Source organism: Shewanella sp. SG44-6, assembly GCF_014164185.1.
In the GTDB taxonomy this organism is placed as follows: domain Bacteria; phylum Pseudomonadota; class Gammaproteobacteria; order Enterobacterales; family Shewanellaceae; genus Shewanella; species Shewanella vesiculosa.
This window is the reverse complement of the sequence record NZ_JACJER010000023.1, coordinates 15099-41010: the sequence shown is the minus strand read 5'-3', so window position 1 is coordinate 41010 and position 25912 is coordinate 15099. Positions and strand designations below refer to the sequence as shown.

The following is a 25912-nucleotide window of genomic DNA, read 5'->3' as shown; positions in this document are numbered from 1 at the left end:
CTCGCTTGGATGTAACAAATCGATGGTAATTGTTTGAAGTCTGTAGGGCTTATTTGTGATTCATCTCGTTGAACAACTACTGGTGAAATATAAAATAAATGCTACGATGATCACTGTTTTGACGAAAGCGTGATCTTGGTCGAAAATTTGAGCTTAGGTTCGAGTGTGTTAGAAAAATTTGTCACCAAATAGTTTGTGTAGCAAAAAGCGTAAATGGAGTAAGTCTTGACCGATAAAACGGCATATTATCAAAAGGATTTAGCTGAGAAACTAAATAACATTAGATTAACTAGAGTGACTAATGTACTGCCTGATTTGCAGCAGCATTTATTTCATATAATTCCTTTTTTAATACATCATAATCAAATAGATGTCTCCGGCATTATCGACCCCAACACGCCGTGTGGTGTTCATGGGTTTGATTTGTCAAATGCAATGATTGCAGCATGTGATGCCTTATGTTTGTCTGTACCCTCCGCCATTGATTCAAGTGTTGATGCTTTTGAAGGTATCTATGCCATGGGCAGTACTGCTAGTTTTGGGCAAAATCCGCAAAGCGATTTCGATATCTGGTTGGTTTACAATAGTAAACTGACTCAAGCACAACTTAAACTCATTGAATATAAAAACAAACTCATCAGTGACTGGTTTGCCGGTTTTGAGTTTGAAGTGAATTTTTATCTAGTACATCCTATGCAATTTAGAGAATGCAGCGCATTTGATAATTGCCAACCAGTAGGATTAGAACACAGTGGTAGTAGCCAACACTGGTTATTATTAGAAGAGTTTTACCGTTCTCATATTAGGCTCGCCGGTAAAACTGTGGCTTGGTGGCCCGATGCACAAAGCCAAGATACTCAGTCTAATGCCAACTTACTTTATCTTGGCAATGTGAATTCATTACCTGCGGCAGAGTATTTCGGTGCCTCATTATGGCAGCTCTATAAAGGGCTCAATAAACCTCATAAAGCCTTGTTAAAAGTGTTGTTATTGGAAACTTATGCCTCAGAATATCCCCATACAAGACTAATAACTCAACAACTTTGGCAATATTGCCTAGATCAAGATTTTAGTGTTGCTAATGACGCTTATTTATTGCTTTATCAACGTATTGAAACTTACTTGATAGCTCAAGGTGATGATAACCGTTTAGAGATCGTTAGGCGTTGTTTTTATTTAAAGTCTGGTATCACTTTATCGAGTTTGTCACCTACTCATAGTGCAACAGACTGGCGGGTTGAAAAAATGGCCAGCCTGGTTAAACAATGGGGCTGGAGCCATGAGCTAATCACCACATTGGATAATAGTCCTTATTGGCATGCTGGCCAGTTGAAATGGTTCAACCAGCAGCTCAGTGAACTGTTATTAGTCAGTTACAAAAATCTATTGAAATTTGCTTCAAAACAAACCTTAAGTGAACGTATGCGAGTTGAAGAACTCGGCTTATTGGCTCGTAAATTACATACTTATTTTAGTGATGATGACCATTTAATACAGCCTCTAAACCGACTTTGGAGTTTATCGACAGCTGAAAAATCGTTGACTATCTTTCATTGCAAGCAAGCATCACGTTTTTATCTCTATCGCCAAACTTATGTCGAACAGGATCCGTCTCAAGCTGTTACAGATAATCAAGGACATGAGTTCGATAATCATCCCATCCATGAAGCGGATAATATATGCAGTTTAGTTGCGTGGTCAGTGTTAAATGGGCTCGCAACTACCGATACTAAGTGGTTTCAAGTTGGACGAGGTAAAAGACGGACAGATAAATTGAGTTACCTAACCCGTAAACTTATCCCTATTATGCACAATGTACCCACTGTCTATAAACGTGATTTATGCGAACCTTGGTGTTATCAAAAAATTGTGTTGATTACCAATATGGATAAAGATCCGACCACTCAATTGAATGAGCAAGAACTGATGTTGGAACATATTAATGCCAATATTCTTTCCTTTGGACAGAAAAAAATCAGTATGTTGTCGTCGGTGGCGGTTGTGTGTTTAAACAGCTGGGGAGAATGGCAAAGCCATCGCTTCAATGGCAATACCGCATTACTTGAAGCTATTTCATTTATTATTCTGGGGTTAAAACGTTCAAATGACCAAGTTGATTTATCGATTATTAGTTGCTCAGCTAAGCTAAAGCAACCGATTTTTAATCAGCTTAAAACCTTATTATTACGATGTTATGGTTTAATGAAAAAGGTCAATCAGAGCAATACACTAATGCATCCAATAATTATGGGCGATCAACAATACAGTATGTACTTTAATGCGTTAGGTATGATGTATCGCAAGACTGACGTTGTGGCACAGGTCAGAAATGATCACACTCATGAGTTACCACTACCTTATACCGTGGATGATACTAACGTGAATGTACCATCGGTGATTCGCAAATTTATTGTCATGGATGCTAAGCAATATTTTGTCCGTCAACGTAAGCAAGTGCTTGATGTGTTTATTGCAGACGAGAAGAATCAGCTTGAACATTTACAATATCAACATACCAGTATCAATGATTTTGTGGCTAAAGAAAGCCATTTGTATGTCTTTGACGAACAAAAACAGCACCGGCCTGTTTTTAATATGCCGCAGTTTTTTCAACTTGTGCATATTGAAGGTAAATTAACCGTAATGCCATTTGGCTTGTCAGTAGATGAAATGGGCTCAGCATTTTAAGCACAAGCCCAAATTCAATGACCATTTAATCACTCACTTAGTGCTATTACACACTAAGTTATTGTGAGGTTTATGCGTTTATCTCGAGCAAAATACCGCTTTGTTTATTGATGGCATCAATCACAAAAGACATAAATTCTAATCCATTACGGGTATCTAACCATTTGCCATCATTGTAATTAAAGTGATAACCACCTGATTTTGTCGCCAGCCAAATTTCATGAAGAGGCTCTTGTTTATTGATGACGATTTGCGAATTATCTTCAAAAGCCAACTGTAAAACATTGCCGCTGGCATTAATATCGACATCGGCATCTTGCTCGTCAATTGCTTTTTCTACCGCGTTCTCTATTTCGCCAAACATTTCATCGGCTAATCGATGAAACTCAGTATCTGTAATAGCCATGTATTTCTATCCTTTGCTTTCTGCGTTATGAATGCGATTATAAGACCATTATTCACTAGATGCACAGATGTTGAAAAAAATGAGACTGCTTTTATCTATTATGCTTGCTAGCCTATTTGTAACCGCATGTGGTCAAAAAGGCGTTTTATACAAAACTCCTGAGCCAGTGGCCAATAAAGTCGCCCCAAAATCTGCCAGCACAGATGTGCCCAGGCAAACTGAGGTGCTCGACTCTCAACCTTCAACCTCACAACAAGAATAGCATTTATAAGGGACCGCATTTTGGATTACTTTTCATATCAAAATGATTCACTATTCGCAGAAGACTGCGATGTAGCAAAACTGGCTAAAACGCACGGTACGCCGTTGTATATTTATTCTCGTGCCACATTAGAGCGCCATTGGCATGCCTTTAATAATGCCGTTGCTGATCATCCTCATCTTATTTGTTATGCGGTGAAGGCGAATTCAAACCTTGCAGTGTTAAATGTATTGGCCCGTTTAGGCAGTGGTTTTGATATTGTTTCTGGTGGTGAGCTCTCGCGTGTATTACAAGCGGGCGGCGACCCTAAGAAAGTGGTTTTTTCTGGTGTGGGCAAAACGGTTGCCGAAATGGAGCAAGCCCTAAACATTGGTATTTACTGTTTTAACGTTGAGTCCAGTGCTGAACTTGAACAGCTTAATGACGTCGCTGGGCGCTTAGGTAAAGTGGCACCGGTTTCTTTGCGGATTAATCCCGATGTTGATGCTGGTACTCATCCTTATATTTCCACAGGTCTTAAAGAAAATAAATTTGGCATCGCCATGGACGAGGCTGATACGGTTTTTGCTCGTGCCGCTGAATTAGCTCATTTACATGTAAAAGGTGTCGACTGCCATATTGGTTCACAGCTTACCGAGATTAAACCCTTTTTAGATGCGATGGATCGCATGCTGGCGTTGATCGACCGTTTAGGTGAGCAAGGTATTAAGATTGAACATTTTGACGTGGGTGGCGGCTTAGGGGTTACCTATAATAGTGAAACTCCGCCGCATCCAGATAAATACGCCGCAGCATTACTCGATCGTTTAAATGGTCGTAAGTTAACATTAATTTTTGAACCGGGTCGTGCGATTGCGGCTAACGCAGGTATTTTCGTCACTCAAGTGCTTTACCTAAAAGAAAATAGCGATAAGCGTTTTGCGATTGTCGATGGTGCCATGAACGATCTTATTCGCCCTGCGCTTTATAGTGCGTGGCAGAATATTATTCCGGTACAACAAAATGATGCGCCAACTTTCGCTTATGATATTGTAGGTCCTGTATGTGAGACTGGTGACTTTCTCGGTAAAGACAGGCAGTTAGCGGTAAAGGCGGGTGACTTATTAGCCGTTCGTTCAAGTGGTGCCTATGGTTTTGTGATGGCCTCAAATTATAACTCTCGTCCAAGAGTCGCGGAGATTATGGTTGATGGTAGTGATGATTTTGTTGTTCGTCAGCGCGAAACGCTACAACAACTTTGGCAAGGCGAATATTTATTGCCATAGGCAATAAGCAAACGGCATAACGTTTTATAAGGAAACTTTTGTGATCCATTTCACTAAGATGCACGGACTGGGTAATGACTTTATGGTCGTTGATGGCGTAACACAAAATGTGTTTTTTTCACCTGAACAAATTCGCCGTCTTGCCGATCGAAATTTTGGGATTGGTTTTGATCAATTATTGTTGGTCGAGCCGCCCTATGATCCTGATTTAGATTTTCATTATCGCATCTTTAATGCCGATGGCAGTGAAGTTGAGCAGTGTGGCAATGGTGCACGCTGTTTTGCTCGTTTTGTTCGCAATAAAGGCCTCACCCAAAAAAATAAAATTCGGGTGAGCACTAACTCAGGTAAAATTACTTTGCGGATAGAGCGTGATGGTAACATCACAGTTAATATGGGTGTTCCCGTTATTGAACCAAGCCAAATTCCGTTTAAAGCTAAAAAAAGCGAAAAGACCTACTTACTGCAAACCGCAATGCAAACTTACCTGTGTGGCGCTATTTCTATGGGTAACCCCCATTGCGTTATCGACGTTGAAGATGTGCAAACCGTCAAGGTTGATGAAATTGGCAGTATGTTAACTCGCCACGAACGCTTCCCTAAGGGCGTCAATGTTGGCTTTATGCAAGTCATTAACCCTGGGCATATTAAGTTGCGCGTGTATGAACGTGGCGCAGCAGAAACGCTAGCCTGTGGCACGGGCGCATGCGCTGCTGCAGCCGTTGGTCAATTACAGGGTAAGCTTGATAAGCAGGTGAGAGTGGATTTACCTGGTGGTAGCTTAGTCATTAATTGGGACGGCGAGGGTAAACCTTTGTGGATGACGGGCCCAGCAGAACATGTATATGATGGACAAATACAACTATGAGTGAGATTACCTCCGAAGTCAGTTTAGCTAACGAAGTGGCAGGCAATACGGTTAGCAGTGCACAAGCCAAAGATATCAATTCAATTGGTCAAGATCTTGCTGTCGACATGATGGCCAGTTTGCAACAAGCCCCTTTTGATGAAATGCTGATCCGCGAATATTTGTTAGATAATCCTGACTTTTTTAATCGTTATCCAGAGTTGTTAGTGGCCATGCGTGTTCCGCATGCAGAACGTGGTGCGGTTTCATTAGTTGAACGTCGACAAGAGCTGCTTCGCCAGCGCGTCAATCAGCTTGAAGAAGAAATTACTTCGCTGATGAACATAGCGACTCATAATGAGAGAATCTTTAAATTTAATACTGAGTTATCGTTTAAAATGCTTGCAAGTCAAGACTTAGGCGAGCTGCGTCAAGTATTGTCTGAAGGATTAAAAACTGAGTTTGGCTTTAGTCATGTTAGGTTGATTACTGTGCACGATATTGACAGCGAATTAGCAAAAATTTGGCGTCATCGTGTCCAAAGCGGTTATTACTTTGGGCGGCTCACGCAATCAGAATCTAAACGTTTATTTGGCAGTGATGTGGGGTCTGTAGCATTGACTAAATTATCGGATGACAATGGCCAGGTGATATTTGCCATTGCCAGTAAAGATCCCACTCATTTTCATCCTGATATGGACTCATTGCTATTTAGCCAGTTGCGTCGTTTGTTAGACCATAAGCTACCGCAACTGTAATAGTTAATGCTCAGTGTGTTGTTTAGGATACACAGCGTACTCCAATCGTTCATGTACTGGGAGCATTGTGATGCAGCCAACAGACTGGCAAACGATATTTAGCCAACATTTAACCTCAGAAAGGCAACTATCAAGCTATACCGTGCGTAATTATATGTTTGAATTACGAAGGGTTGAAGGCATCTTAACCGAATCAACTCAGCTTATTGATGTTACCCGCGACGAGCTACAATCTATGTTGGCAACATTACACCGTAAAGGCTTGAGTCCACGTTCGTTATCTTTGTGTTTGTCAGCCGTAAAACAGTTCTTTAATTTCCTATTGTGCGAAGGTGCCATAACGGTCAACCCAGCACACAGCTTAAGTGCTCCAAAACAAAACAAACCTTTGCCAAAAAATATGGATGTCGATGCCGTCAGTCATTTGTTGTCTATCGAGGGTGACGATACGTTGTGCTTACGTGACAAAGCTATTATGGAATTATTTTATTCCAGTGGCTTACGTTTAGCTGAGCTCGCCAGCCTAGATTGCGCTGACATTAAGTTTGATCAAAGCGAAGTTAAAGTGCTGGGTAAGGGCAGTAAACAGCGGGTTGTGCCCATTGGAAAACTAGCCTTAAATGCATTAACGGCATGGCTAAACTGCCGCAGCCAGTTACCTTGTAGTCAAGCGGGTGATGCATTATTTGTCAGTAGCCAAGGTAAACGATTATCTCATCGCAGTATTCAAGCGCGGATGGCTAAGTGGGGTCAGGAACAAGCTATGGCGGTAAAAGTTCACCCACATAAATTGCGTCATTCGTTTGCAACCCATATGCTTGAATCAAGTCAAGATTTACGTGCCGTACAAGAACTGCTTGGTCATGCTAACTTATCGACCACGCAGATTTACACTAGTTTAGACTTTCAACACCTTGCCAAAGTGTACGATAACGCGCATCCAAGAGCGAAAAAAGACAGGGGAAAATAATGACAACGCCATTACTTAAAGCATCAATGATCCAGTATCAACGTCTACAACCGTTTAGCGCGATCAGTTTTGATTTAGACGACACACTCTATAATAATCTTCCTTACGTATTACATGCCAGCGATGAACTATTTTCGCTAATTAATCAAACCTATCCCGCCACTACAGCATGGGGGGCAGATCAATGGCAGCAACTTAAACATCAGTTATTTATTCATCACCCAGAGTTAGTACACGATACCACCGCAGCCCGTTATGCCATGTTGCGCCAAGGCCTTTTACACTTTGGTTATAGCGAAGTTGAAGCCAGCAAAGGGGCCCAAGATGGCATGGCGTGTTTTACCCATCATCGTAGTAACTTTACCGTTGATATTAATGTATTGCAGGTACTAGAGCGTTTAAGTCAACGCTATCAGCTTATTGGTATTACTAATGGCAATGTCGACAGCCAACGTATTGGCTTAGATAAGGTCATGAAATTTGTGCTTCATCCAGGCCACGGAGTTAAAATGAAGCCTGCTGCCGACATGTTTAGCCTCGCTTGCCGTCAACTGGATATTAAGCCTGCAGCATTATTGCATGTGGGTGATCATCCGCTGTCTGATATTGCTGGGGCAAAAATGGCAGGGTGCCAAACTGTGTGGTTAAATCCCTGTATGCAGCAACGGCATAAAAAAGCTCAACCGGTTTTGCCACACATTGAAATTAATCATTTAGATCTTCTGTTAGGCTTACTTTAGGGTGACGTTAGCGTTTTAGGTCTATGCCTGCTTTAAGGCTCATTTGTTCTACTTGCTCGCGGCTAGCATGCATATCGGCATCACCTACACGAAAGTAGGTGCCGCTATACGGATCAGTACCAACATAAATAGGCCTAAGTTTTACATCGACACAGGGCACATGGATACGAATAAGCTTTTTCGCCATAATTTCAATAATTTGTACATCAGTTGGAGCTAAAATATTGTGACTGATCTTTTTCGGATCGTGTAATATTTGCCAAATTTCACTCAGCATCGGCATAGGATTAACAATCCCCTCAATAGTAAACTCACCTTGTTGCTCCTTTACGCCTAAAATAATTTCACCACCTAAGGTGTTGGCAAAAGCGCTATAGCTTTCCCACATGCCTTCGGGCAATGTACCCTTGCCGTCTCGTCCACCTGCTAATTTAAATTCAACTTGAGCTGATTCATGTAAGTTAGCAATGTCGTCTAAGGCAAACGTTGGGTAATGATGAGGTGACATTTAGGCTCCAAATCGTCTTATGCAATCAGTAGATAAAAATAGATATGATCACTGTATGAAGTTTTGCCCACAAAAGGAAGATCATCAGTTCGGCTGTGCTGGATGTTAATTAACCAACCAGCTGTTTTAGTACTTAAATTAAATCCGCAATTGTGAATTATTTACTGTAAAGTTATCTTATATATTAGTTGGTTAATTCCAGAAACCATTTAGTCGTAGGTTTTACATTGTCAGCACAATATTCAGTTAACCCTATTCCTCACAGTTGGTTCGGACATTTATATCATCGCAATGCCAATGCGCTTGAGATAACGGCAGAGGGCATAAGCTTTGTTCCAACCCAGAGTCTATTTTTATCGCGTTTGTCATTGACGAATCTTGAGCATGTATCTTGGCAGCAGTTAGATCATCCACCACTGTTTAGTGCCAGCTTACTGGGTAGCTTATTAAGTTTTACCGCCTCTGGCGTGAGCTATCAAATTCCATTTCTGAGTTATTTTGCTCGCTCTCATTTTAAACTCCAAGTCGAATTACTGTGGGCGTTATCCCATGAACAAGCATTGTATGATTTGATAGCACGGATTGAAAAAGCCATATCGAAGCGCTATTTACGTCAGTCATTGCTAGCGAAAATGAGTTCAAGAATCGCGCGCGAATATCGCCGTTGGTTTCCGTGGAGTGCAAGCGTTGAATTACCACCTAAAACACGCGCGGCATTAACTCAATTACACCATTTTTACCATTGGAAGAATGCGCATGTAGAGCATTTGCGTGAAGATTATATTCAATCGCAGTTAGTGGCATTTGCTGATTTTTTCGATAGTGTTGAATCAAATCCATTAACGGATAAACAGCGCCGCGCCTGCATTATTGATGATGATAACAATCTACTGTTAGCGGGTGCCGGAACCGGTAAAACCAGTGTAATGGTTGGCCGTGCAGGGTATTTAGTCGCCAGCGGTCAAGCGAAAGCGGATGATATTCTATTGTTGGCTTATGGTACAAAAGCCGCCAAAGAAATGGATCTACGGATTAAACACAAACTTGGTACTGCTGACATTAAAGCCAGCACGTTTCATAGTTTAGGCTTAAAAATTATTACCGAGGTTGAAGGTGTAAAACCAAGCTTATCACCGTGGGTAAATGATGAACCTGCCAAAGACAAATGGGTGCATGATAGATTAGAAACGTTGATTGAAAATGAGTCTTACCGTAAACATCTTTTCGACTATTTTAGCCGTTACTATTACGTTGAAAAAAGCCCATTCGAATTTTCAACTGAAGGTGAGTATTTTGAATATTTACATGACAACGATATCCGTTCATTAAAAGGCGAAAGAGTAAAAAGTTTTGGTGAGCTGTATATCGCCAACTGGCTATTTAGCAATGGCATTGAATATCAGTATGAAGCTAAATATGAATATGATGTCAGCACGCTTGAGTTTCGTCAGTATCAGCCTGATTTTTACCTACCACAATATAACGTTTACATTGAATATTACGGCATCGATTCCGCCAATAATACCGCTCCTTATATCGATAACGCAGCGTATTTGGCATCAATGGCGTGGAAACGCCAGTTACATCAAAAACAGCAAACTAATTGTATTGAATTATTTTATTATCAGCACAAGAAAAATCAGTTAATCAACAAGCTTGAACAGGCTTTAACGGTATTTAAGGTTAACTACTCGCCTTTGCCTGATGACGCGATATTGGCCACCCTTTATGAGCTGGGGCGGGTAAATGAACTGGCTAAATTGTTCAGTCAGTTAATCGGTTTGTACAAAGCGGCTTGTGTGGATAAAACAGGTTTACAACGCATATTTAGCCAAGCAGCGGATCCTCAACAAGCTCGTAAAGCATTTCAATTGCTGCAACCTATTTTACAGCAGTATCAGGAGTATTTATCTGCAACGGGTGATATCGACTTTGAAGATATGATTGCTAAAGCGCTAGCCTATCTGCAAAGCGGCCAATACGTTAGCCCGTGGCGATATATTATGGTCGATGAGTTTCAGGATATTTCAGAACCCAGAGCGCGTTTAGTGCGTGCGCTGCGAGATTCAAGATCGAAAACCTCCAGTAGCGAGACTTCACTCTTTTGTGTGGGTGATGACTGGCAGGCTATTTATCGCTTCAGTGGGGCAGATGTCAGCTTAACGACGCAATTCGCCCAGTATTTTGGTCAGACCAGCGAAACTCATTTGGACCTAACGTTTAGATTTAATAACCGTATCGGCGAAGTTGCCAGCGCTTTTGTGACTAAAAACCCGCATCAACTTAATAAAGAGGTTCATTCGTTAATACAGGTGGTTGATCCTGCTATCTCGATACTACGCCGCGGAGTAAATGAGCGCGCAAGTCAAGATGAACCGAGTGCTAATGCATTAGCGCAAGCTTTGAACGCCTTGTCTGTTCATGTGGCTAAAGCCAGTGCGATATCTACTACTGAGCCCTCGACTAAATCCATAACGAAACCGACAGTCTATTTACTGGCACGTTTTTGGTTTCAATTACCCGATAAAGATCTATTGCGTCAGTTAAATGCTCAGTACCCCATGTTATCGATTGAGTGTTTATCTTTTCATGCCTCAAAGGGCAAAGAGGCCGACTATGTGGTAATACTGGGGCTGACTCAAGGTATACACGGATTTCCATCACAGAAAATAACCCCACCTTTACTCGACGCTTTCTTGCCCCAAGCTGAAGCTTTTCAATTTGCCGAAGAGCGACGCTTGTTTTATGTCGCACTGACTCGAGCTAAGCATCGTGTTTATGTATTAGCGGATATGACCAATGTCAGTCCCTTTGTGGTTGAGCTTATTCAGCAACCCTATAACGTTGAACTGAATGAATTCAGTACTTCATTGGTACAAACGTTATTTGAGCAAATTAAATGTGCTCGATGTACGACTGGCACATTAACAGCGAGAACTGGCAAGTTTTCATCATTTTTCTCATGCTCGCATTTTCCTTTGTGCGATCACCAAGAAGCGGGGTGTGACCTCTGTGGTAGCCCGATGATGCGCAAGCGCACTAATGGTTTTGCTGTTTGCTTAGATGAACATTGTGGTCACATAGCACCGCTGTGTAACCTCTGTGGCGCAGACATGAGCTTAAGAGAAAGTGCTCGAGGAGCTTTTTGGGGGTGTAAAAATTATCGCGGTAACAGCGTGCCTAGTTGTAGCAATACCATTAATACAGCGACAATATCCTTTAAAGGCAAACCACATCAAAAACTCAAGCAACCGCATGATACAACACTGCCTAAGCAGCGGCAAAAGGTGTAAGTACAACTATTACTGTGGGTAAATGATCTGGTAAAGCGCCGTTAAGTCTTCATTGCGGCAAAGGTATATCACATTGGATTTTTTATACCTATTTCACTGCACCTGTATAGATTTAGCCGCTTTATATACATATGGGCATGGTCTTAAATGAAGGTTAAAGATGTCGATGCCATCGACATAAATGAATCAATGCCGCATTACATGTCGATAAATTAAGGTTTTATAAACATGTTTTCACTTAATATAATCGAGGATAGTTTGGTCATAATTATATCGACCATATCTAGTGTAGCTGTCTAGCTTGTTAGTCAGTAATCATCTTGTGACTGACTATGAATGAAATTAATAAAACAAAAAAGGGCTTGTCATTACTGATAAGCCCTTTTCATTACAATTAATTATGAACGAGCTATTAGTTCATGTTGAATTCATTGAGACATTTATGCTTTACGAAAAAACGTTACGGGCGTTATAAACCAATAGAACTTTCTGATGCTAAAGGATTAGGTGTCCGAATCTCCAGGAAAATGCTGGAATATGTGGAGTAGGCCACATCATAGAGGCAAGCGAAATAGCGAGTTTGTGTTCAAATTTATCAGCACGAACTTCTGCCGTAAACTGTAAAAGCTCTGCAAAAATGCAGAGCTTTATTTCGATTACATGTAGTTAATAAGTAAGCTTTTTATGGGCAGCTAGCTATACCAATATCTACCCAAACAGCAGCCATACCAGGAATATCACCTTTGGTCCAATAACTGGCTTGCCATTGACGGCCGTTATAACTGGTCGTAGCGCCACCGCTATAGGCAATGGTAGCATCCCAACCTAACTCAACTTCACTTATTAGCTGCCATTGATCCGCAGTGCGGGAAGGCTTATTGCCTTGAGTCCAGTACTTAGCTTTCCAAACTAAACTACTGTAGCTAACGGTATCACCCGTGTTGTAAACCACGTTGGCTTGCCAAGTAGGATATTGATCCGCATTAGGGTCGGTTGCATCACAGCCCCCACCGATTACCTTAGGTGTGACTGTCAATGTGGTTGAGCCATTGGCATCTAAAGCACCATCAGAAACTAACACGCTTAATAAGTAGCTAGTCGACTCTGTGACATTGGCACCGGTGACGACTAGCGTGGCACTATTTTGTCCTGTTGCAGAAACATCTGCTGGCACTGTCCAGTTGTAAGTGAGTGCATCACCATCGGCATCAGAGGCATTGGCTACAATACTGACAGACTTACCGGCTTCGACAATGGCTGTCGCAGCCACACTCACGACTGGGGCTTGGTTAGGCGCATCTGCCTTATTCGTTAAAAGGACTGAATCTGTTGCCGATGCACCTTGAGGATCCGTTACATGAAGGCTAAAACCATAGACGACATCGGTCAGAGTGGCTTCTAATGGGATAATGACATTGGCCATATCCGCGTTAGCGAGAGTTATCGTTGGGCCGGATACTTGTGTCCAAAGATACGTTAGGGCGCCATTTTCAGGATCACGTGAACCATTGCCATTGAGAGTTACATCGGCAGGGCCAGTTACTGATATGTCTGCTCCAGCATTGGCAATAGGGGCTTTATTCACCGGTGGCGTAGTGCCTTCACCGTGGCCAAGACCTTCGTGCATCGCATTAAGAATATCGCCATTATCAGCATCAATTTCCCAGGCGAATAGTCCTCCAAGTTGATTTGATAACACATATTGGCCTTTGGCTTTTACCGAACGAGGATCGTCAAAGGTAATCAAATCGCCTGTCGTTGGGTTAAACACTGACGGTGCTTCGGCGGTTTCATCGTAGTTATAAGTCCAACCGCTCCCCATGTACTCATTCACGATCTGGCGATAATCCACCACGCCATCTTCCCATGTGCCTTTTACTTTACCGGTGGCCGTACCCGTGAATGGATTATTGCCAGTGTAGCCATTAACGCCAGTCCAACCACGGCCATACATAGCCGCACCGACCACAATTTTACCAGGCGTAACACCTTGCGCTAAAAGGTTTTTCACCCCTTTGTCTGTGGTGTAGCGGGTATCAGGATCCCAACTGGCTTCATACAAATTGGTTTGATGGCCAAGTTCGGTATTGGTCCAGCCGCCGTTGAAGTCGTAGCTCATTAAAAAGATGTAATCCATGTATTGCTGGGCAGCTTGATAATCAACTTTGGCAATTTTATCGTCACCAGCGCTAATGGCTGAGGTCAGTTCATAACTTCGTCCCGTTTCAGCACTTAACTCATCTAACATGGCTCGCAGTTCCCGCATCAAAATGACATAGGTTTCGCCATCATTAGCATTGCCTAAACTTGGGTTTGCACCGCTCCCCCCGGGGAACTCCCAATCAATGTCTACACCATCGAAAAATTTCCACGTTTGTAAGAATTCTTTAACTGATGCCACAAAAACATCACGCTTGGTTTTATCTCCTAGAAAATAGAATGGATCGGATAATGTCCAGCCACCAACAGAAGGCAAAATTTTCAAATCAGGATAAGCTTGCTTAAGTGCCATCAATTGGCCGAAATTACCTTTATAAGGATCAGAAAAATCACTCACACCAGCCTGAGGCATTTGGACCGCCGCCCAAGGATCGTGGATAGCGACTTTAAAGTCAGCACGGCCACTACAGGCACGTTGCAGCGCTTGGAAACTGCCGTCGATTTCTTTCAAGCTATCGTTGATACCATCCCCGCCGCATATTGGGGTAAAACCATATAAAATATGAGTTAAGTTTTGTGCAGGGATCTTATCGACAGCAAATTTGCGGCCGTATACCCCCCATTCAACAAAGTAACTGCCGACCACTTTGCCTGACTTGTTTGTATATGGACGGTTGTTTTCTTTTAGCGGAGCATTGAGCGGGGCTAAATGGCTGCCATCGGTATCGGCCACGAGGATTTCTTTGGCATCGCTCGCCGTACAACCATCGCTGTTACACAGCTGAACTTGCATTTGATAGCGGCCACCTTGCTGTACCTTGAAACTTGCAGAACCAGATGCACTCGAAGGGCCTTCCCATACCGCATTACCATCAAGCAGTACTTTCGCCACAGTGCCAACATCACCACTCCAAAGATTCCAGTTAACTGATACATCCGCTGCATCTTTGACTTTCACTAATTGGTTGTAGGCTGTTGCGGCTTGATCAACCTCGATGATGGCAAATTTTGTTTCACCCCAACCAATAGTGGGTTTACCCGGAGTGGCAGCGATAACATGTGCAGATAACGAAGATGAAATAATCAACGCTAATGTTGAAATACGTGTATTAAACATGAGACTTCCCTATTGAATTATTTAAACCAATAAGGCAAAAAACGCGAACAGGACAGCTGTTCTTTCTAAAACTCATGCGTCAAAAATGCATGAAGAAGGATCCCTGTGGTGTCCCCGCTATCATAGGTACTAAATTCCCCTTAGACCGGAGGCTTTGCGTCCCAATCTTTCAATTGGTTTGCCTTTCTCAAACAAGTGACAGCGTTGTCATTTGTTTTATTAGCATAGTCTTAACTTTTATAAAAATGCAATGAAATAATCCGATTAAGATAAATATTTTTATATGTGATGTTTTTTTGACAATGATTAAAATCAAATGATTCTGTTTGTTTTTAGTTAAGGCTTTGTAATTAATGGGGTATTTTTTGGTTTGAAATCAAGGTGTCAAAAAATAAGAAAAATACTTAAGCGTTAAACATTAAGTGTTAGGGTTACCATCTAGCAACTGTTGCCACTTTTTATCATCTGCGAGTTTTATTTTATTTGAAAAGGTTGGGCTATTAAAGAGCGTTAGCCTTAGTCCAAATTCATTAAGAAATTCATCAAGGTTGAGATCAGCGATGCATTCATCATGATTGAGAACTCATTAGGCTATTGAGGATGTTGCGAGTTTTTGATTTTGGGTGGATCAGGAGTATGAGTTTTTATTTACGTTACTTTGTAAGGAATTTACTCAGGGTACATATGAAGGTACATATAAGCAAAACGGGCTTATCATTACTGATAAGCCCGTTTCATTACAATCACTTAGACGCTAGGTCTTAGTTCATGCCGTATTTCTTTAATTTCTTACGTAAAGTACCACGGTTGATACCTAACATATTAGCAGCGCGCGTTTGGTTGCCACGAGTGTGTTGCATGATGATGTCTAGTAAAGGTGCTTCAACTTCGCACAATACCATTTCATATACTTCAGAAGCTTCCTGACCGTCTAACTGAGAGAAGAAGTTAGTCACGGCACGTTTTACTGCGTCACGTAATAACTGCGGCTTGATAGTGCCGTTTGCTGTTTCGATTTTGCCTACGGTAAGCTGGTGAACTTCTGTGTTAGTTGTCTGATCAAACATTCTATTCTGCTCTTTATTAAATTCTAAACTAATTCATCAAAATAACATTCTACGAGGGAATGTTGCTGGGCAGCGGTTTCAAGCCGATTGAAGTCAGCACGAAATTGGCGCTGTTCCTCATGGTTTAGGTACCACCCGACATGCTTTCTAGCAAATCGGACACCTTTGTATTCGCCATATAAGTCATAAAGTTTATTAAGGTGTTCAAGCATCACAGTGCGTTGCTCTTCTGCCTTAATTGGCGCTAACTTTTTACCTGTTTCCAAGTAATATAGGATTTCTTTAAAAATCCATGGCCTTCCTTGTGCACCTCTTCCAATCATCAGGGCGTCAACGCCAGTGTAGTCAAGCACAAACTTGGCCTTCTCTGGTGTGTCGATGTCCCCGTTGGCGACAACAGGAATTGAGACAGTCTGCTTAATTGCTTTAATGGTGTCGTACTCAGCAAAGCCTTTGTACATGCATTGTCTGGTTCGGCCGTGAACGGCGAGCGAGACAATGCCACAATCTTCAGCAATTTGGGCTATTTCAACACCATTACGATGTTCAGGCTCCCAACCTGTGCGGATCTTTAACGTTACTGGCACATCTACTGCAGCAACCACGGCTTGTAAAATCTCTTTTACTAAGCTTGGGCTTTGCATTAGCGCTGAGCCCGCAAACTTTTTATTCACTTTCTTTGCTGGACAACCCATATTGATATCAATGATATGCGCACCTTGTTCAACGTTGAACTTGGCAGCGTTAGCCATTAAATCAGGGTCTGCACCTGCTATTTGTACGGAGCGTATACCTTCTTCACCAGAATGCATCATGCGCTGGCGGCTTTTATCGCTATCCCAAACCTCAGGATTAGATGAAAGCATTTCTGATACGGCTAAAGCTGCGCCATAGCGTAAGCAGAGATTTCGGAAGGCCTGATCGGTGACACCTGCCATTGGTGCCACAATCAGCTGATTTGACAGTTGATACGGGCCAATTTGCATTGCGAACTTCACCTTGCTCTCCAAAGGGGCGCTATAGTAGCCCTTTTTTACGCTTGTGAAAAGGTCAATAAATGACCTAAATGCAACTTTTTTGCTTGACTTTTATTAGCCGTCACATCTTTGACTAATAAATGGCAAATTTCGGTTATTTTTGAGCACTGGTGCGAGTTGCAGAGAGACTTTTTCCTGTATACAAGTGTCAATAAACAATGTTAATAACCTGTAAACTAGGATGGATGCACTCAATTAGCTCAAAATTTAGCCCGTAATTGAGTGCATTTTAGGCTTGCGAGTGGACTACTTACGCACCCCTGTTAAGCGGCTCCAGTCTTCTTTGTTGCTAACCGGATCCATGACGAACCATTGGCTGTAAAAGTCGGATACTTCTTGTGCTTGTTCTTGTAATAAACCCGATAGTGCCAGTTTACCGCCCACACGTACTTTTTCTGCTATCAATGGCGCGAGTTCTTTTAACGGGCCAGCAAGAATATTGGCGACTAATACGTCTGCTTGTAAGTTGGCAGGTTGATCTTCTGGTAAGTATAACGCCAGTTGATCGACGACATCGTTCCGTTCTGCATTGGCTTTTGAGGCGTCAATAGCTTGATAGTCAATATCAACACCCGTGACTTTCTTAGCTCCGAGTTTAATTGCTGCAATGGCCAAAATGCCTGAACCACAACCAAAGTCGATAACTTCTTGGTTTGATAAATCTAGGCTGTCTAACCATTCTAAACACAAGGCCGTAGTAGGGTGGGTGCCAGTACCAAAGGCTAAACCAGGATCGAGAATAACGTTAACCGCGGTCGGGTCAGGAATTTCACGCCAGCTTGGGCATATCCATAAGCGTTGACCAAATTGGATTGGGTGAAAGCTGTCCATCCACTCGCGGATCCAGTCTTTGTCTTCGACTTGTTCAATTTTATGAGTAAAACCTTTACCCAAAAATGGCATAGATTCTAAAAACTCGATGGTTGGCGCTAAGTCTGTGCCTGCATCAAATAATGCAATCATAACAGTGTCTTGCCACAGCGGTGTTTCACCAAGCTTGGGTTCAAAAATAGGTTCATCTTGGCCATCTTCGTAAGTGATGGAAAGCGAGCCTTGATCCATTAATAAGTCGCCAAGCATGTCGGCATTATCGCGATGAGTGTGAATACGTAATTGGATCCAAGCCATGGGGTTTTCCTAACTGTGGTAAAAGTAGTATCAAATTGGCGCTTATTATACCCAAGTTATTTTAAGATGCTCGTTTAGGTGAGAGTTTATTGGTTATTAGCTCGGTGAAGAGGGATCCTTCACGGCCGTGTTTAGATTAAAAAACGCGCTGGATGCAAAACATGCAGCGCGTTAAGCTACAAATCCTTCCAGGACTATTTTCCCGACACTCGTGTTAGTTTCTATTTGCTGGTGGGCACGGGTCAAGTTAGCGGCATTGATGTGACCATAATGTTCACCCAGAGTGCTTTTTATCGTGCCGGCATCAATGAGTTGGCTCACTTCATTGAGTAACTGGTGTTGGGCAATCATATCGTCGGTAGCGAACATGCTACGGGTAAACATTAATTCCCAGTGCAGTGAAATGCTTTTTAGTTTTAGCTTCATAATGTCGATTGGTTGTAGTGGATCGTCAATTAAGGCTATTTTGCCCTGTGGCTGAAGCGATGCGACGATTTCGTCAAAGTGACTGTCGGTGTGATTTAAACTGATAACATGGGTCACGTTATCAAAACCGGCATTATTTAACTCAGTTGATAAGGGTTTACTGTGGTCGATCACAACATCGGCTCCTAAGCTCAGAACCCAATCGCGGCTTTGCTGACGAGAGGCTGTAGCAATCACTTTAGCGCCAGTAAGTTTAGCTGCCAATTGCACTAAAATAGACCCGACACCACCGGCTGCACCTATAATCATAATCCGCGCATCTGTTGCGCTGCCATCTTTAGGTAAGCCCAAGCGATCAAATAAAATTTCCCATGCGGTAATGATGGTTAACGGTAATGCTGCCGCTTGTGCATCTGTTAATGATTGCGGTTTATGACCCACTATCCGTTCGTCAACCAACTGATATTCGGCGTTGCTTCCTTGGCGAGTAATGTCACCTGCATACCATACTTTATCGCCAACTTTGAATAAACTGACCTGATCACCAATGGCTTTGACGGTACCCACTGCATCATAACCAATGATGTTAGGCTGGCCTTCTGCAGGCTGTCTTGCTTGACGAACTTTTGCATCTACAGGGTTAACGGCTATGGCTTGTACCGCAATTAATAAATCATGCCCAGTGGCCACTGGCGTTGCAATTTCGATGTCTTGAAGTGCATTTATCGCATCAATATTGCCTGCTTGATAGTATCCAATCGCTTTCATGGTGACTCCTTGGAGTAGTGAAGAGTGTCAGTGATGCTAAGTTTGTACGTGCCGAATGCTAGGTTTTGGTTATTATGGCCTAATTTATTGTTAAAATTAACAGGGTAATATTTGTATCTTTACCAAATTATTTTTGGTAAAGATGAGGCTGACACAAGCAAAATAACTGAGTATTTACGCTGGGATGACAGATGTTAATTAACGATTTAAGCTTGTTTGTTAGGGTGGCTGATTGTGGCTGCATTGCAGGCGCTGCAGTTGAGTTAGATATTTCAGCTGCCGCCGCGAGTGCCGGATTAAAGCGCTTGGAGAAACAATTAGATGCAGTGCTGTTTATTCGTACAACTAGAAGCTTACGGTTAACTGCGCAGGGTGAGCGTTACCTTATTCATTGTCGTGAAGCATTAGCTAGCTTGCTGTTAGGTGAGCAAGCATTGGCGAGTGAAAAAGGGACTATTTCGGGCGAGTTAACCGTTTCTGTATCATCGGATTTTGGCCGTAATGTGTTATTGCCATGGTTAGATGGCTTTTTAAATGATTATCCTAATTTGTCGATTAAGTTAGATATTGGCGACAATTTGAGTCATTTCTTACATGATAAAATTGATGTTGCTTTGCGTTATGGTCAGCCGCCTGATTCTAACCAAGTGGCATTTACGATTTGTAATACTCGACGTATTTTATGTGCTTCGCCTGGTTATATTGCGCAACATGGCATGCCAGAAACCTTGGCACAGTTAAGTCAACATAACTGTTTAATTTTTAAATTAGACCAACGTGATCATGATTTATGGTCGTTTAATCGAGATCAGCAACAATATAAAGTTCGTGTTAGTGGCAATCGTAGCAGTAACGATGCAGAAATTACCCGGCGCTGGGCTGTTGCGGGCCAAGGAATTGTATTTAAAGTGGCTCTTGATGTTGCTGATGATTTGAAAACCGGCAAGTTAGTACCGATACTTACCGAATATATTGGTGAGTCAGTTGCGCTAAACTTGATCTGTCCTGGTCGCGAGCATGTCACTCCGGTCATGTTGCTATTACGCGATAAGTTACGCCAACATTGCCAGCAAATATTACCGTAATGCTACTTTTTTAGGTAAAGCGTTCGATAGGTTTGAACTACCGAACACTCGTGCCGATATTTAGTTAACTATCAGTATTGTTTAGATTTTACTTTCTAGTTTGTGTGACCGGCTTCTAACTCCCGCTGATTAGTAGGTGAACATTATCACGGTTTGATGATTGTTCATTGCCGCTATTGAAAAACTCTTGCTATGGTCAATACTTGTTATTGTGCCTGACAGGATATGATGCTTTATGGCTGCGAATTTTTTGCAAGGGAAAGCCGAACGTGCGGTAAATACCGATAAAGGTTTTACTCACCCTCTTTGGGCTGCTCGTGCGGATAAACTACAAAGTCTATCTGGAGTGTTGCTGGGGCTCTTTCTGGTGCTGCATTTGCATTTTGAGTCGAGTATCTTGTTTGGCAAAGAAGCTTTCTACCAAGTGGCACAGTTTCTTGAGGGCGGAGTATTTAGTGAAACTGGCCATGGCTACCCTTTGGTGACCCAAATTTTTTCCTGCTTTATGTTATTGGTTGTGCTGATCCATGCGGTATTTGCCTTACGTCGTTTTCCGACGCAATTAGGCCAATGGCGCGCCTTACGAAATCAAATGCGTTTTTTACCCCATGAAGATACCAAAATTTGGTTTTGGCAAATGATCACGGGTTTTTTATTGTTCTTCCTCGTACCAACGCATTTATTCACCATGATAACCCATCCTGAAATAGGCCCACATCTTTCGGCTGAGCGGGTGTATCACTTCAATGCTTGGGCGTTATATATCCTGCTGTTACCGGTCGTTGCAGTGCATGGCGTATTTGGTTTATATCGCGTGGTGGTGAAATGGGGCTTGGTTGAGCAACGTTTTGCCATGCTCAAATTTGCTAAGGTGTTGTTAGCGTATTTAATGGTGTTAGGAGTGGCGAGTTTGCTGACTTATATTTTGATTGGCCACTCGTTAGCGTTACCCGTAGTGCCATATATGTCGACCTTATAAGGAATTCGCATGAAAATTATCTATACCGACACCTTAGTGGTTGGCGCAGGGCTGGCAGGATTAAGAGTCGCGATAGCATCAAAAGAGCGCGGACTTGATACCTTAGTTTTATCGCTTATTCCTGCAAAACGTTCTCACTCTGTCGCTGCCCAAGGTGGAATGCAAGCCAGTTTAGCCAATACCATTAAAGGTGTTGGTGACGATGAAGATATACATTTTCAAGATACGGTAAAAGGTTCTGACTGGGGCTGCGATCAAAACGTGGCACGAATGTTTGCTCATTGCGCGCCTAAAGCGGTAAGAGAGTTGGCTCAGTGGGGCGTCCCCTGGACTCGAGTGACTAAAGGCGACAGACAAGTAATTGTTAACGCAAAAAAGGTCACTATTACTGAGGCTGAGGCTGCTCACGGATTAATTAACGCGCGTGACTTTGGAGGCACCCAAAAATGGCGCACTTGTTATACCGCAGATGGTACCGGTCATTCTTTGTTGTACGCTGTCGATAATAAGGCTATTTCGTTAGGTATTCCTGTGCACGAGCGCATGGAAGCATTAACCCTTATCCACGACGGCAAGCGCTGTCATGGGGTGATTGCTCGCTGCTTAATTAGCGGTGAACTGCGTGCTTATATCGCTAAATCGACCACCATTGCCACTGGTGGTTACGGACGGATTTATGCTGTGTCGACCAATGCCATGATTTGTGAAGGTATCGGCCAAGCGTTGGCGTTAGAGACTGGCGTCGCGACGCTGGGCAATATGGAAGCGGTACAGTTTCATCCTACGGCTATCGTACCGGTGGGGATTTTAACCACTGAAGGCTGTCGAGGAGACGGTGGTGTACTGCGCGATAAAGACGGTTACCGCTTTATGCCTGATTATGAGCCCGATAAAAAAGAGCTAGCTTCTCGCGATGTGGTCTCTCGCAGAATGACCGAGCATATCCGCAAAGGTAAGGGGGTCAATAGTCCTTATGGGCCGCATTTATGGCTAGATATAACCTTATTAGGTCAAAAGCACATCGAGACGAATCTGCGTGAAGTGAAAGAAATTTGTGAGAACTTTCTGGGCATCGATCCGGTAAAAGAGTGGATCCCGGTTAGGCCGACTCAGCATTATTCTATGGGGGGCATTCGGACTAAGGCGAATGGAGAAAGCCCGCAATTATCAGGATTGTTTAGTGTTGGAGAAGCCGCTTGCTGGGACATGCATGGCTTTAATCGGCTCGGCGGTAATTCTTTGGCTGAAACTGTGGTTGGCGGGATGATTATTGGTAAATATGTCGCTGATTTTGGCGAGCAAAACAGTTTGGTGATTGATACTGAATTAATTGCGCAGTTTGCGCAGCAGTTACAAACTGAAATAGATCAGTTAATTGACGGCGAAGGTACTGAAGACCCCTTTAAGCTTAAAGCTGTGATGCAAAAAATTATGATGGATTATGTGGGTATTTTTCGAAATGGGCCGGATCTTGAGCTGGCTGTTAATCAATTGTCTGAACTACTTAAACGTTCGAAAAATTTGGGCTTAAAGTGCAAAAAACGTCATGCCAACCCAGAATTAGTTGAGGCGTTAAGGATTAAACGGATGCTGAAAGTGGCGCTTACCGTTGCATGTGGAGCCCATGCTCGCACAGAAAGTCGTGGCGCCCATTCTCGTGAAGACTTTCCACAACGTAACGATAAAGACTGGTTAAACCGGACATTAACCAGTTGGCCAGATACCGATAGTTTTCGGCCACAACTACACTATGAAGCGATTGATGTCATGCAAATGGAGTTACCGCCCGGGTATCGCGGTTATGGTGTTGATAATGTTATTGCTCATCCTGATACGCAAAAACGTCAGCAACAGGTTGAAGCTATTTTGGCTGGTCTAGATGAAAACACCGATAGGCATGTCAAGCAAGCGGCATTAATGCCTTTTGAGTTACCCGAAGAATATCAACCTGAAAATCAGCGATTAACTGATGTCATAGCGAATGCTTCGACGGGAGTAAAGTAACATGAGTCAAGCTCGTACGTTAACCTTCTCTATTTTTCGATATGACCCACAAGAGCCTGGTGATAAAGCGAAAATGGTCAGATACAGCCTCACTGAAACACCCGGAATGACGGTGTTTATCGCCTTAAATCAATTACGTGAAACTCAAGACCCATCGCTGCAATTTGACTTTGTTTGCCGTGCAGGTATTTGTGGCAGTTGTGCCATGGTGATCAATGGTAAACCGACTTTAGCTTGTCGAACCTTAACCGCTAATTATCCTGATGGGCATATTAAGCTTATGCCATTACCAGGCTTTGAGCTGATTGGCGATTTATCGGTGAATACGGGCAAATTTATGCGCCAATTATCTGAGCGTTTAGCGCTGTGGTTGCATCCCAATACAGCTGATAATGATATTCATCGAATTGAAACACCGATGTCGCCAGAGGAAGCTACCAAACTTTATGAGTTAGAGCGATGTATAGAGTGTGGTGTGTGTGTCTCAGCTTGTGCCACTAAACAAATGCGTGAAACCTTTGTTGGCGCTGTGGGGATGATGAAAATTGCCCGTTTTGAATTGGACAGTCGTGATACTCGTAGTGCAGATGATTTTTATCATGTGATTGGTAATCAAGACGGTGTTTTTGGCTGTATGACATTATTAGGTTGCCAAGATACTTGCCCGAAAGATTTACCGCATATGCAACAAATTGCCTATTTACGTCGAAAAATGGCATCTGTTTAAGGCGGGAAGAGCGTTAATAAACGCTAGAATGATAACCGGCGATAGCAACCCGAAAGCCTAGAGACTAATACTTTTATCGCTGCGGATCGGGAGAGTAGGACTGAGTCTTATCAAGATCTTTAGTCATAGGTTATTGAGACATAAAAAATGCCGCTAAATAAGCGGCATTTTTGCGATTATAGTGCGTGTCGGTAATAAATTACTTAGCGCGCTTCATTGCAGTGAAGAATTCTTCGTTAGTTTTGGTCATCGCCAATTTATCGATTAAGAATTCCATTGCTGAAACTTCATCCATTGGGTGTAAGATTTTACGTAAAATCCACATCTTCTGAAGTTCTTCCGGTGTCGTTAGTTTTTCTTCACGACGAGTGCCAGAGCGGTTGAAGTCAATCGCTGGGAATACGCGTTTTTCAGCGGCTTTACGAGAAAGGTGTAACTCTTGGTTACCAGTACCTTTAAACTCTTCGTAAATCACTTCATCCATTTTTGAGCCGGTATCAACAAGCGCGGTAGCGATAATGGTCAAGCTGCCACCGTGTTCGATGTTACGTGCTGCACCAAAGAAACGCTTTGGACGATGCAGTGCGTTAGCATCGACACCACCGGTAAGCACTTTACCTGATGATGGGATAACCGTGTTATATGCACGAGCTAAACGAGTGATAGAGTCTAACAAAATCACCACGTCTTTTTTATGCTCAACAAGACGTTTTGCTTTCTCGATAACCATTTCGGCTACTTGAACGTGACGGCTGGCTGGTTCATCAAAGGTAGAAGCAATCACTTCACCTTTAACCATGCGTTGCATTTCGGTCACTTCTTCAGGACGTTCGTCAATCAGTAATACCATTAACACCACATCTGGGTTGTTGTAGGTAATACTTTGAGCAATGCTTTGAAGTAATAATGTTTTACCCGCTTTAGGCGGCGCAACAATCAAACCACGCTGACCTTTACCGATCGGTGAACACAGATCAAGGATTCGCGAGGTGATGTCTTCAGTAGAACCATTACCGCGTTCCATACGAAGACGTTCTTCAGCATGAAGTGGGGTTAAGTTTTCAAATAGGATTTTATTACGAGAGCTTTCTGGTTTATCGAAGTTAACTTCACTGACTTTCAATAGTGCGAAGTATCTTTCGCCTTCTTTTGGCGGTCTGATTTTACCAAAAATGCTGTCACCGGTTCGCATATTAAAGCGACGGATCTGGCTTGGAGAAACATAAATATCGTCAGGACCCGCAAGGTATGAGCCATCTGAACTTCTTAAAAATCCAAATCCATCTTGGAGGATTTCTAATACACCGCCACCGAAAATGTCTTCTCCGCTTTTAGCGTGAGCTTTCAAAATAGAGAAGATGATATCTTGTTTACGGGTACGAGCCATGTTTTCCAGATTCATACTTTCAGCAAGCGAAACTAGATCTGAAATTGGCGTGTCTTTTAATTCTGTTAAATTCATGTATGGGAGTCTTGTATTGCGCGACGAAGCTTACCGCAATCAATCAGTAAGGTTGAAAAGATATTTTTTGATTGATAAGCGAGAAGAGGTTAATTGAAAAAATCTGATGATTAAATTAGCACTTTATGTGTTGGCCGTCCAGAAATTTAGACTAAATAAAAACTAAAAATGGCACAAATTGTTTAAAACTTGTGCCATTTAACATTTTTAGCTAC

Annotated in this window: 20 protein-coding genes and 1 riboswitch; of the genes, 12 read left to right on the top strand and 8 right to left on the bottom strand. The window is 42.6% G+C overall.

The window, feature by feature from the left end; genetic code table 11:
* The first annotated feature begins 225 nt into the window (after positions 1-225).
* Positions 226-2688 (top strand): class I adenylate cyclase, encoded by a 2463-nt coding sequence (locus tag H5185_RS06350; RefSeq protein ID WP_182741630.1) that lies wholly within the window; start codon positions 226-228, stop codon positions 2686-2688.
* Between the two features lie 70 nt (positions 2689-2758).
* Here H5185_RS06350 and cyaY read toward each other — a convergent pair whose 3' ends face one another.
* Positions 2759-3094, bottom strand: coding sequence for an iron donor protein CyaY (gene cyaY, locus H5185_RS06345; protein ID WP_124017232.1), 336 nt, complete (start codon positions 3092-3094; stop codon positions 2759-2761).
* 67 nt (positions 3095-3161) lie between these two features.
* On the opposite strand from cyaY, the gene H5185_RS23405 reads away from it, so the two are divergent.
* The 6 genes from H5185_RS23405 to H5185_RS06320 all read left to right on the top strand — a co-directional run bounded on the left by H5185_RS23405 (position 3162) and on the right by H5185_RS06320 (position 7936).
* Positions 3162-3356 (top strand): LPS translocon maturation chaperone LptM, encoded by a 195-nt coding sequence (locus tag H5185_RS23405; protein ID WP_220492684.1) that lies wholly within the window; start codon positions 3162-3164, stop codon positions 3354-3356.
* Between the two features lie 20 nt (positions 3357-3376).
* Positions 3377-4621 (top strand): diaminopimelate decarboxylase, encoded by a 1245-nt coding sequence (lysA, locus tag H5185_RS06340; protein ID WP_182741629.1) that lies wholly within the window; start codon positions 3377-3379, stop codon positions 4619-4621.
* 40 nt (positions 4622-4661) lie between these two features.
* Positions 4662-5489 (top strand): diaminopimelate epimerase, encoded by an 828-nt coding sequence (dapF, locus tag H5185_RS06335; protein WP_182741628.1) that lies wholly within the window; start codon positions 4662-4664, stop codon positions 5487-5489.
* Positions 5490-5599: 110 nt separating this feature from the next.
* Positions 5600-6226, top strand: coding sequence for a DUF484 family protein (locus H5185_RS06330; RefSeq protein WP_182741635.1), 627 nt, complete (start codon positions 5600-5602; stop codon positions 6224-6226).
* A 70-nt stretch (positions 6227-6296) separates the two neighbouring features.
* A complete protein-coding gene (gene xerC, locus H5185_RS06325) occupies positions 6297-7196 on the top strand; it encodes a tyrosine recombinase XerC (RefSeq protein ID WP_182741627.1) in 900 nt (299 codons plus the stop codon).
* Positions 7196-7936 carry an HAD-IA family hydrolase gene (locus H5185_RS06320; RefSeq protein ID WP_182723337.1) on the top strand — a complete coding sequence of 247 codons (741 nt, stop codon included), beginning with the start codon at positions 7196-7198 and terminating at the stop codon, positions 7934-7936. The genes xerC and H5185_RS06320 overlap by 1 nt, the downstream gene beginning before the upstream one ends.
* Before the next feature lie 7 nt (positions 7937-7943).
* On the opposite strand, the gene H5185_RS06315 is transcribed toward H5185_RS06320, so the two are convergent.
* Positions 7944-8444 carry a helix-turn-helix domain-containing protein gene (locus H5185_RS06315; protein ID WP_124017238.1) on the bottom strand — a complete coding sequence of 167 codons (501 nt, stop codon included), beginning with the start codon at positions 8442-8444 and terminating at the stop codon, positions 7944-7946.
* A 227-nt stretch (positions 8445-8671) separates the two neighbouring features.
* Between H5185_RS06315 and H5185_RS06310 the strand changes: the two genes are divergently transcribed.
* Entirely contained in the window at positions 8672-11737 is a 3066-nt protein-coding gene (locus tag H5185_RS06310) for a UvrD-helicase domain-containing protein (protein ID WP_182741626.1), read from the top strand.
* A gap of 682 nt (positions 11738-12419) precedes the next feature.
* On the opposite strand, the gene H5185_RS06305 is transcribed toward H5185_RS06310, so the two are convergent.
* The 5 genes from H5185_RS06305 to H5185_RS06285 all read right to left on the bottom strand — a co-directional run bounded on the left by H5185_RS06305 (position 12420) and on the right by H5185_RS06285 (position 19440).
* Positions 12420-15014 carry a glycosyl hydrolase family 18 protein gene (locus H5185_RS06305; protein WP_182741625.1) on the bottom strand — a complete coding sequence of 865 codons (2595 nt, stop codon included), beginning with the start codon at positions 15012-15014 and terminating at the stop codon, positions 12420-12422.
* A 104-nt stretch (positions 15015-15118) separates the two neighbouring features.
* Positions 15119-15207, bottom strand: a riboswitch (cyclic di-GMP riboswitch).
* A gap of 568 nt (positions 15208-15775) precedes the next feature.
* Positions 15776-16081, bottom strand: coding sequence for a DNA-binding transcriptional regulator Fis (gene fis / locus H5185_RS06300; protein ID WP_011635942.1), 306 nt, complete (start codon positions 16079-16081; stop codon positions 15776-15778).
* 23 nt (positions 16082-16104) lie between these two features.
* Positions 16105-17067, bottom strand: a complete 963-nt coding sequence (gene dusB / locus H5185_RS06295; RefSeq protein WP_124017241.1) for a tRNA dihydrouridine synthase DusB — start codon at positions 17065-17067, stop codon at positions 16105-16107.
* Positions 17068-17364: 297 nt separating this feature from the next.
* Positions 17365-18246, bottom strand: a complete 882-nt coding sequence (gene prmA / locus H5185_RS06290; RefSeq protein WP_124017242.1) for a 50S ribosomal protein L11 methyltransferase — start codon at positions 18244-18246, stop codon at positions 17365-17367.
* A 171-nt stretch (positions 18247-18417) separates the two neighbouring features.
* Complete coding sequence (locus H5185_RS06285) at positions 18418-19440, bottom strand: zinc-binding alcohol dehydrogenase family protein (protein ID WP_182741624.1); 1023 nt, start codon at positions 19438-19440, stop codon at positions 18418-18420.
* 191 nt (positions 19441-19631) lie between these two features.
* On the opposite strand from H5185_RS06285, the gene H5185_RS06280 reads away from it, so the two are divergent.
* From H5185_RS06280 to H5185_RS06265, 4 genes are all read left to right on the top strand, one after another.
* Positions 19632-20525, top strand: coding sequence for a LysR family transcriptional regulator (locus H5185_RS06280; protein WP_182741623.1), 894 nt, complete (start codon positions 19632-19634; stop codon positions 20523-20525).
* Between the two features lie 235 nt (positions 20526-20760).
* Positions 20761-21504, top strand: coding sequence for a fumarate reductase cytochrome b subunit (locus H5185_RS06275; RefSeq protein WP_182741622.1), 744 nt, complete (start codon positions 20761-20763; stop codon positions 21502-21504).
* Positions 21505-21513: 9 nt separating this feature from the next.
* Positions 21514-23508 (top strand): fumarate reductase flavoprotein subunit, encoded by a 1995-nt coding sequence (locus H5185_RS06270; RefSeq protein WP_182741621.1) that lies wholly within the window; start codon positions 21514-21516, stop codon positions 23506-23508.
* 1 nt (position 23509) lies between these two features.
* Complete coding sequence (locus H5185_RS06265; protein ID WP_182698436.1) at positions 23510-24235, top strand: fumarate reductase iron-sulfur subunit; 726 nt, start codon at positions 23510-23512, stop codon at positions 24233-24235.
* Positions 24236-24434: 199 nt separating this feature from the next.
* Here H5185_RS06265 and rho read toward each other — a convergent pair whose 3' ends face one another.
* Positions 24435-25697 (bottom strand): transcription termination factor Rho, encoded by a 1263-nt coding sequence (gene rho, locus H5185_RS06260; protein WP_124017248.1) that lies wholly within the window; start codon positions 25695-25697, stop codon positions 24435-24437.
* Positions 25698-25912: the final 215 nt, after the last annotated feature.

Coding starts and splice junctions, on each gene's coding strand:
- cyaY (WP_124017232.1), bottom strand. CDS start 3,094: ATGGCTATTACAGATACTGAGTTTCATCGATTAGCCGATGAAATGTTT.
- H5185_RS23405 (WP_220492684.1), top strand. CDS start 3,162: ATGTTGAAAAAAATGAGACTGCTTTTATCTATTATGCTTGCTAGCCTA.
- H5185_RS06330 (WP_182741635.1), top strand. CDS start 5,600: ATGGCCAGTTTGCAACAAGCCCCTTTTGATGAAATGCTGATCCGCGAA.
- xerC (WP_182741627.1), top strand. CDS start 6,297: ATGCAGCCAACAGACTGGCAAACGATATTTAGCCAACATTTAACCTCA.
- H5185_RS06320 (WP_182723337.1), top strand. CDS start 7,196: ATGACAACGCCATTACTTAAAGCATCAATGATCCAGTATCAACGTCTA.
- H5185_RS06315 (WP_124017238.1), bottom strand. CDS start 8,444: ATGTCACCTCATCATTACCCAACGTTTGCCTTAGACGACATTGCTAAC.
- H5185_RS06305 (WP_182741625.1), bottom strand. CDS start 15,014: ATGTTTAATACACGTATTTCAACATTAGCGTTGATTATTTCATCTTCG.
- fis (WP_011635942.1), bottom strand. CDS start 16,081: ATGTTTGATCAGACAACTAACACAGAAGTTCACCAGCTTACCGTAGGC.
- dusB (WP_124017241.1), bottom strand. CDS start 17,067: ATGCAAATTGGCCCGTATCAACTGTCAAATCAGCTGATTGTGGCACCA.
- prmA (WP_124017242.1), bottom strand. CDS start 18,246: ATGGCTTGGATCCAATTACGTATTCACACTCATCGCGATAATGCCGAC.
- H5185_RS06285 (WP_182741624.1), bottom strand. CDS start 19,440: ATGAAAGCGATTGGATACTATCAAGCAGGCAATATTGATGCGATAAAT.
- H5185_RS06280 (WP_182741623.1), top strand. CDS start 19,632: ATGTTAATTAACGATTTAAGCTTGTTTGTTAGGGTGGCTGATTGTGGC.
- H5185_RS06275 (WP_182741622.1), top strand. CDS start 20,761: ATGGCTGCGAATTTTTTGCAAGGGAAAGCCGAACGTGCGGTAAATACC.
- H5185_RS06270 (WP_182741621.1), top strand. CDS start 21,514: ATGAAAATTATCTATACCGACACCTTAGTGGTTGGCGCAGGGCTGGCA.
- H5185_RS06265 (WP_182698436.1), top strand. CDS start 23,510: ATGAGTCAAGCTCGTACGTTAACCTTCTCTATTTTTCGATATGACCCA.
- rho (WP_124017248.1), bottom strand. CDS start 25,697: ATGAATTTAACAGAATTAAAAGACACGCCAATTTCAGATCTAGTTTCG.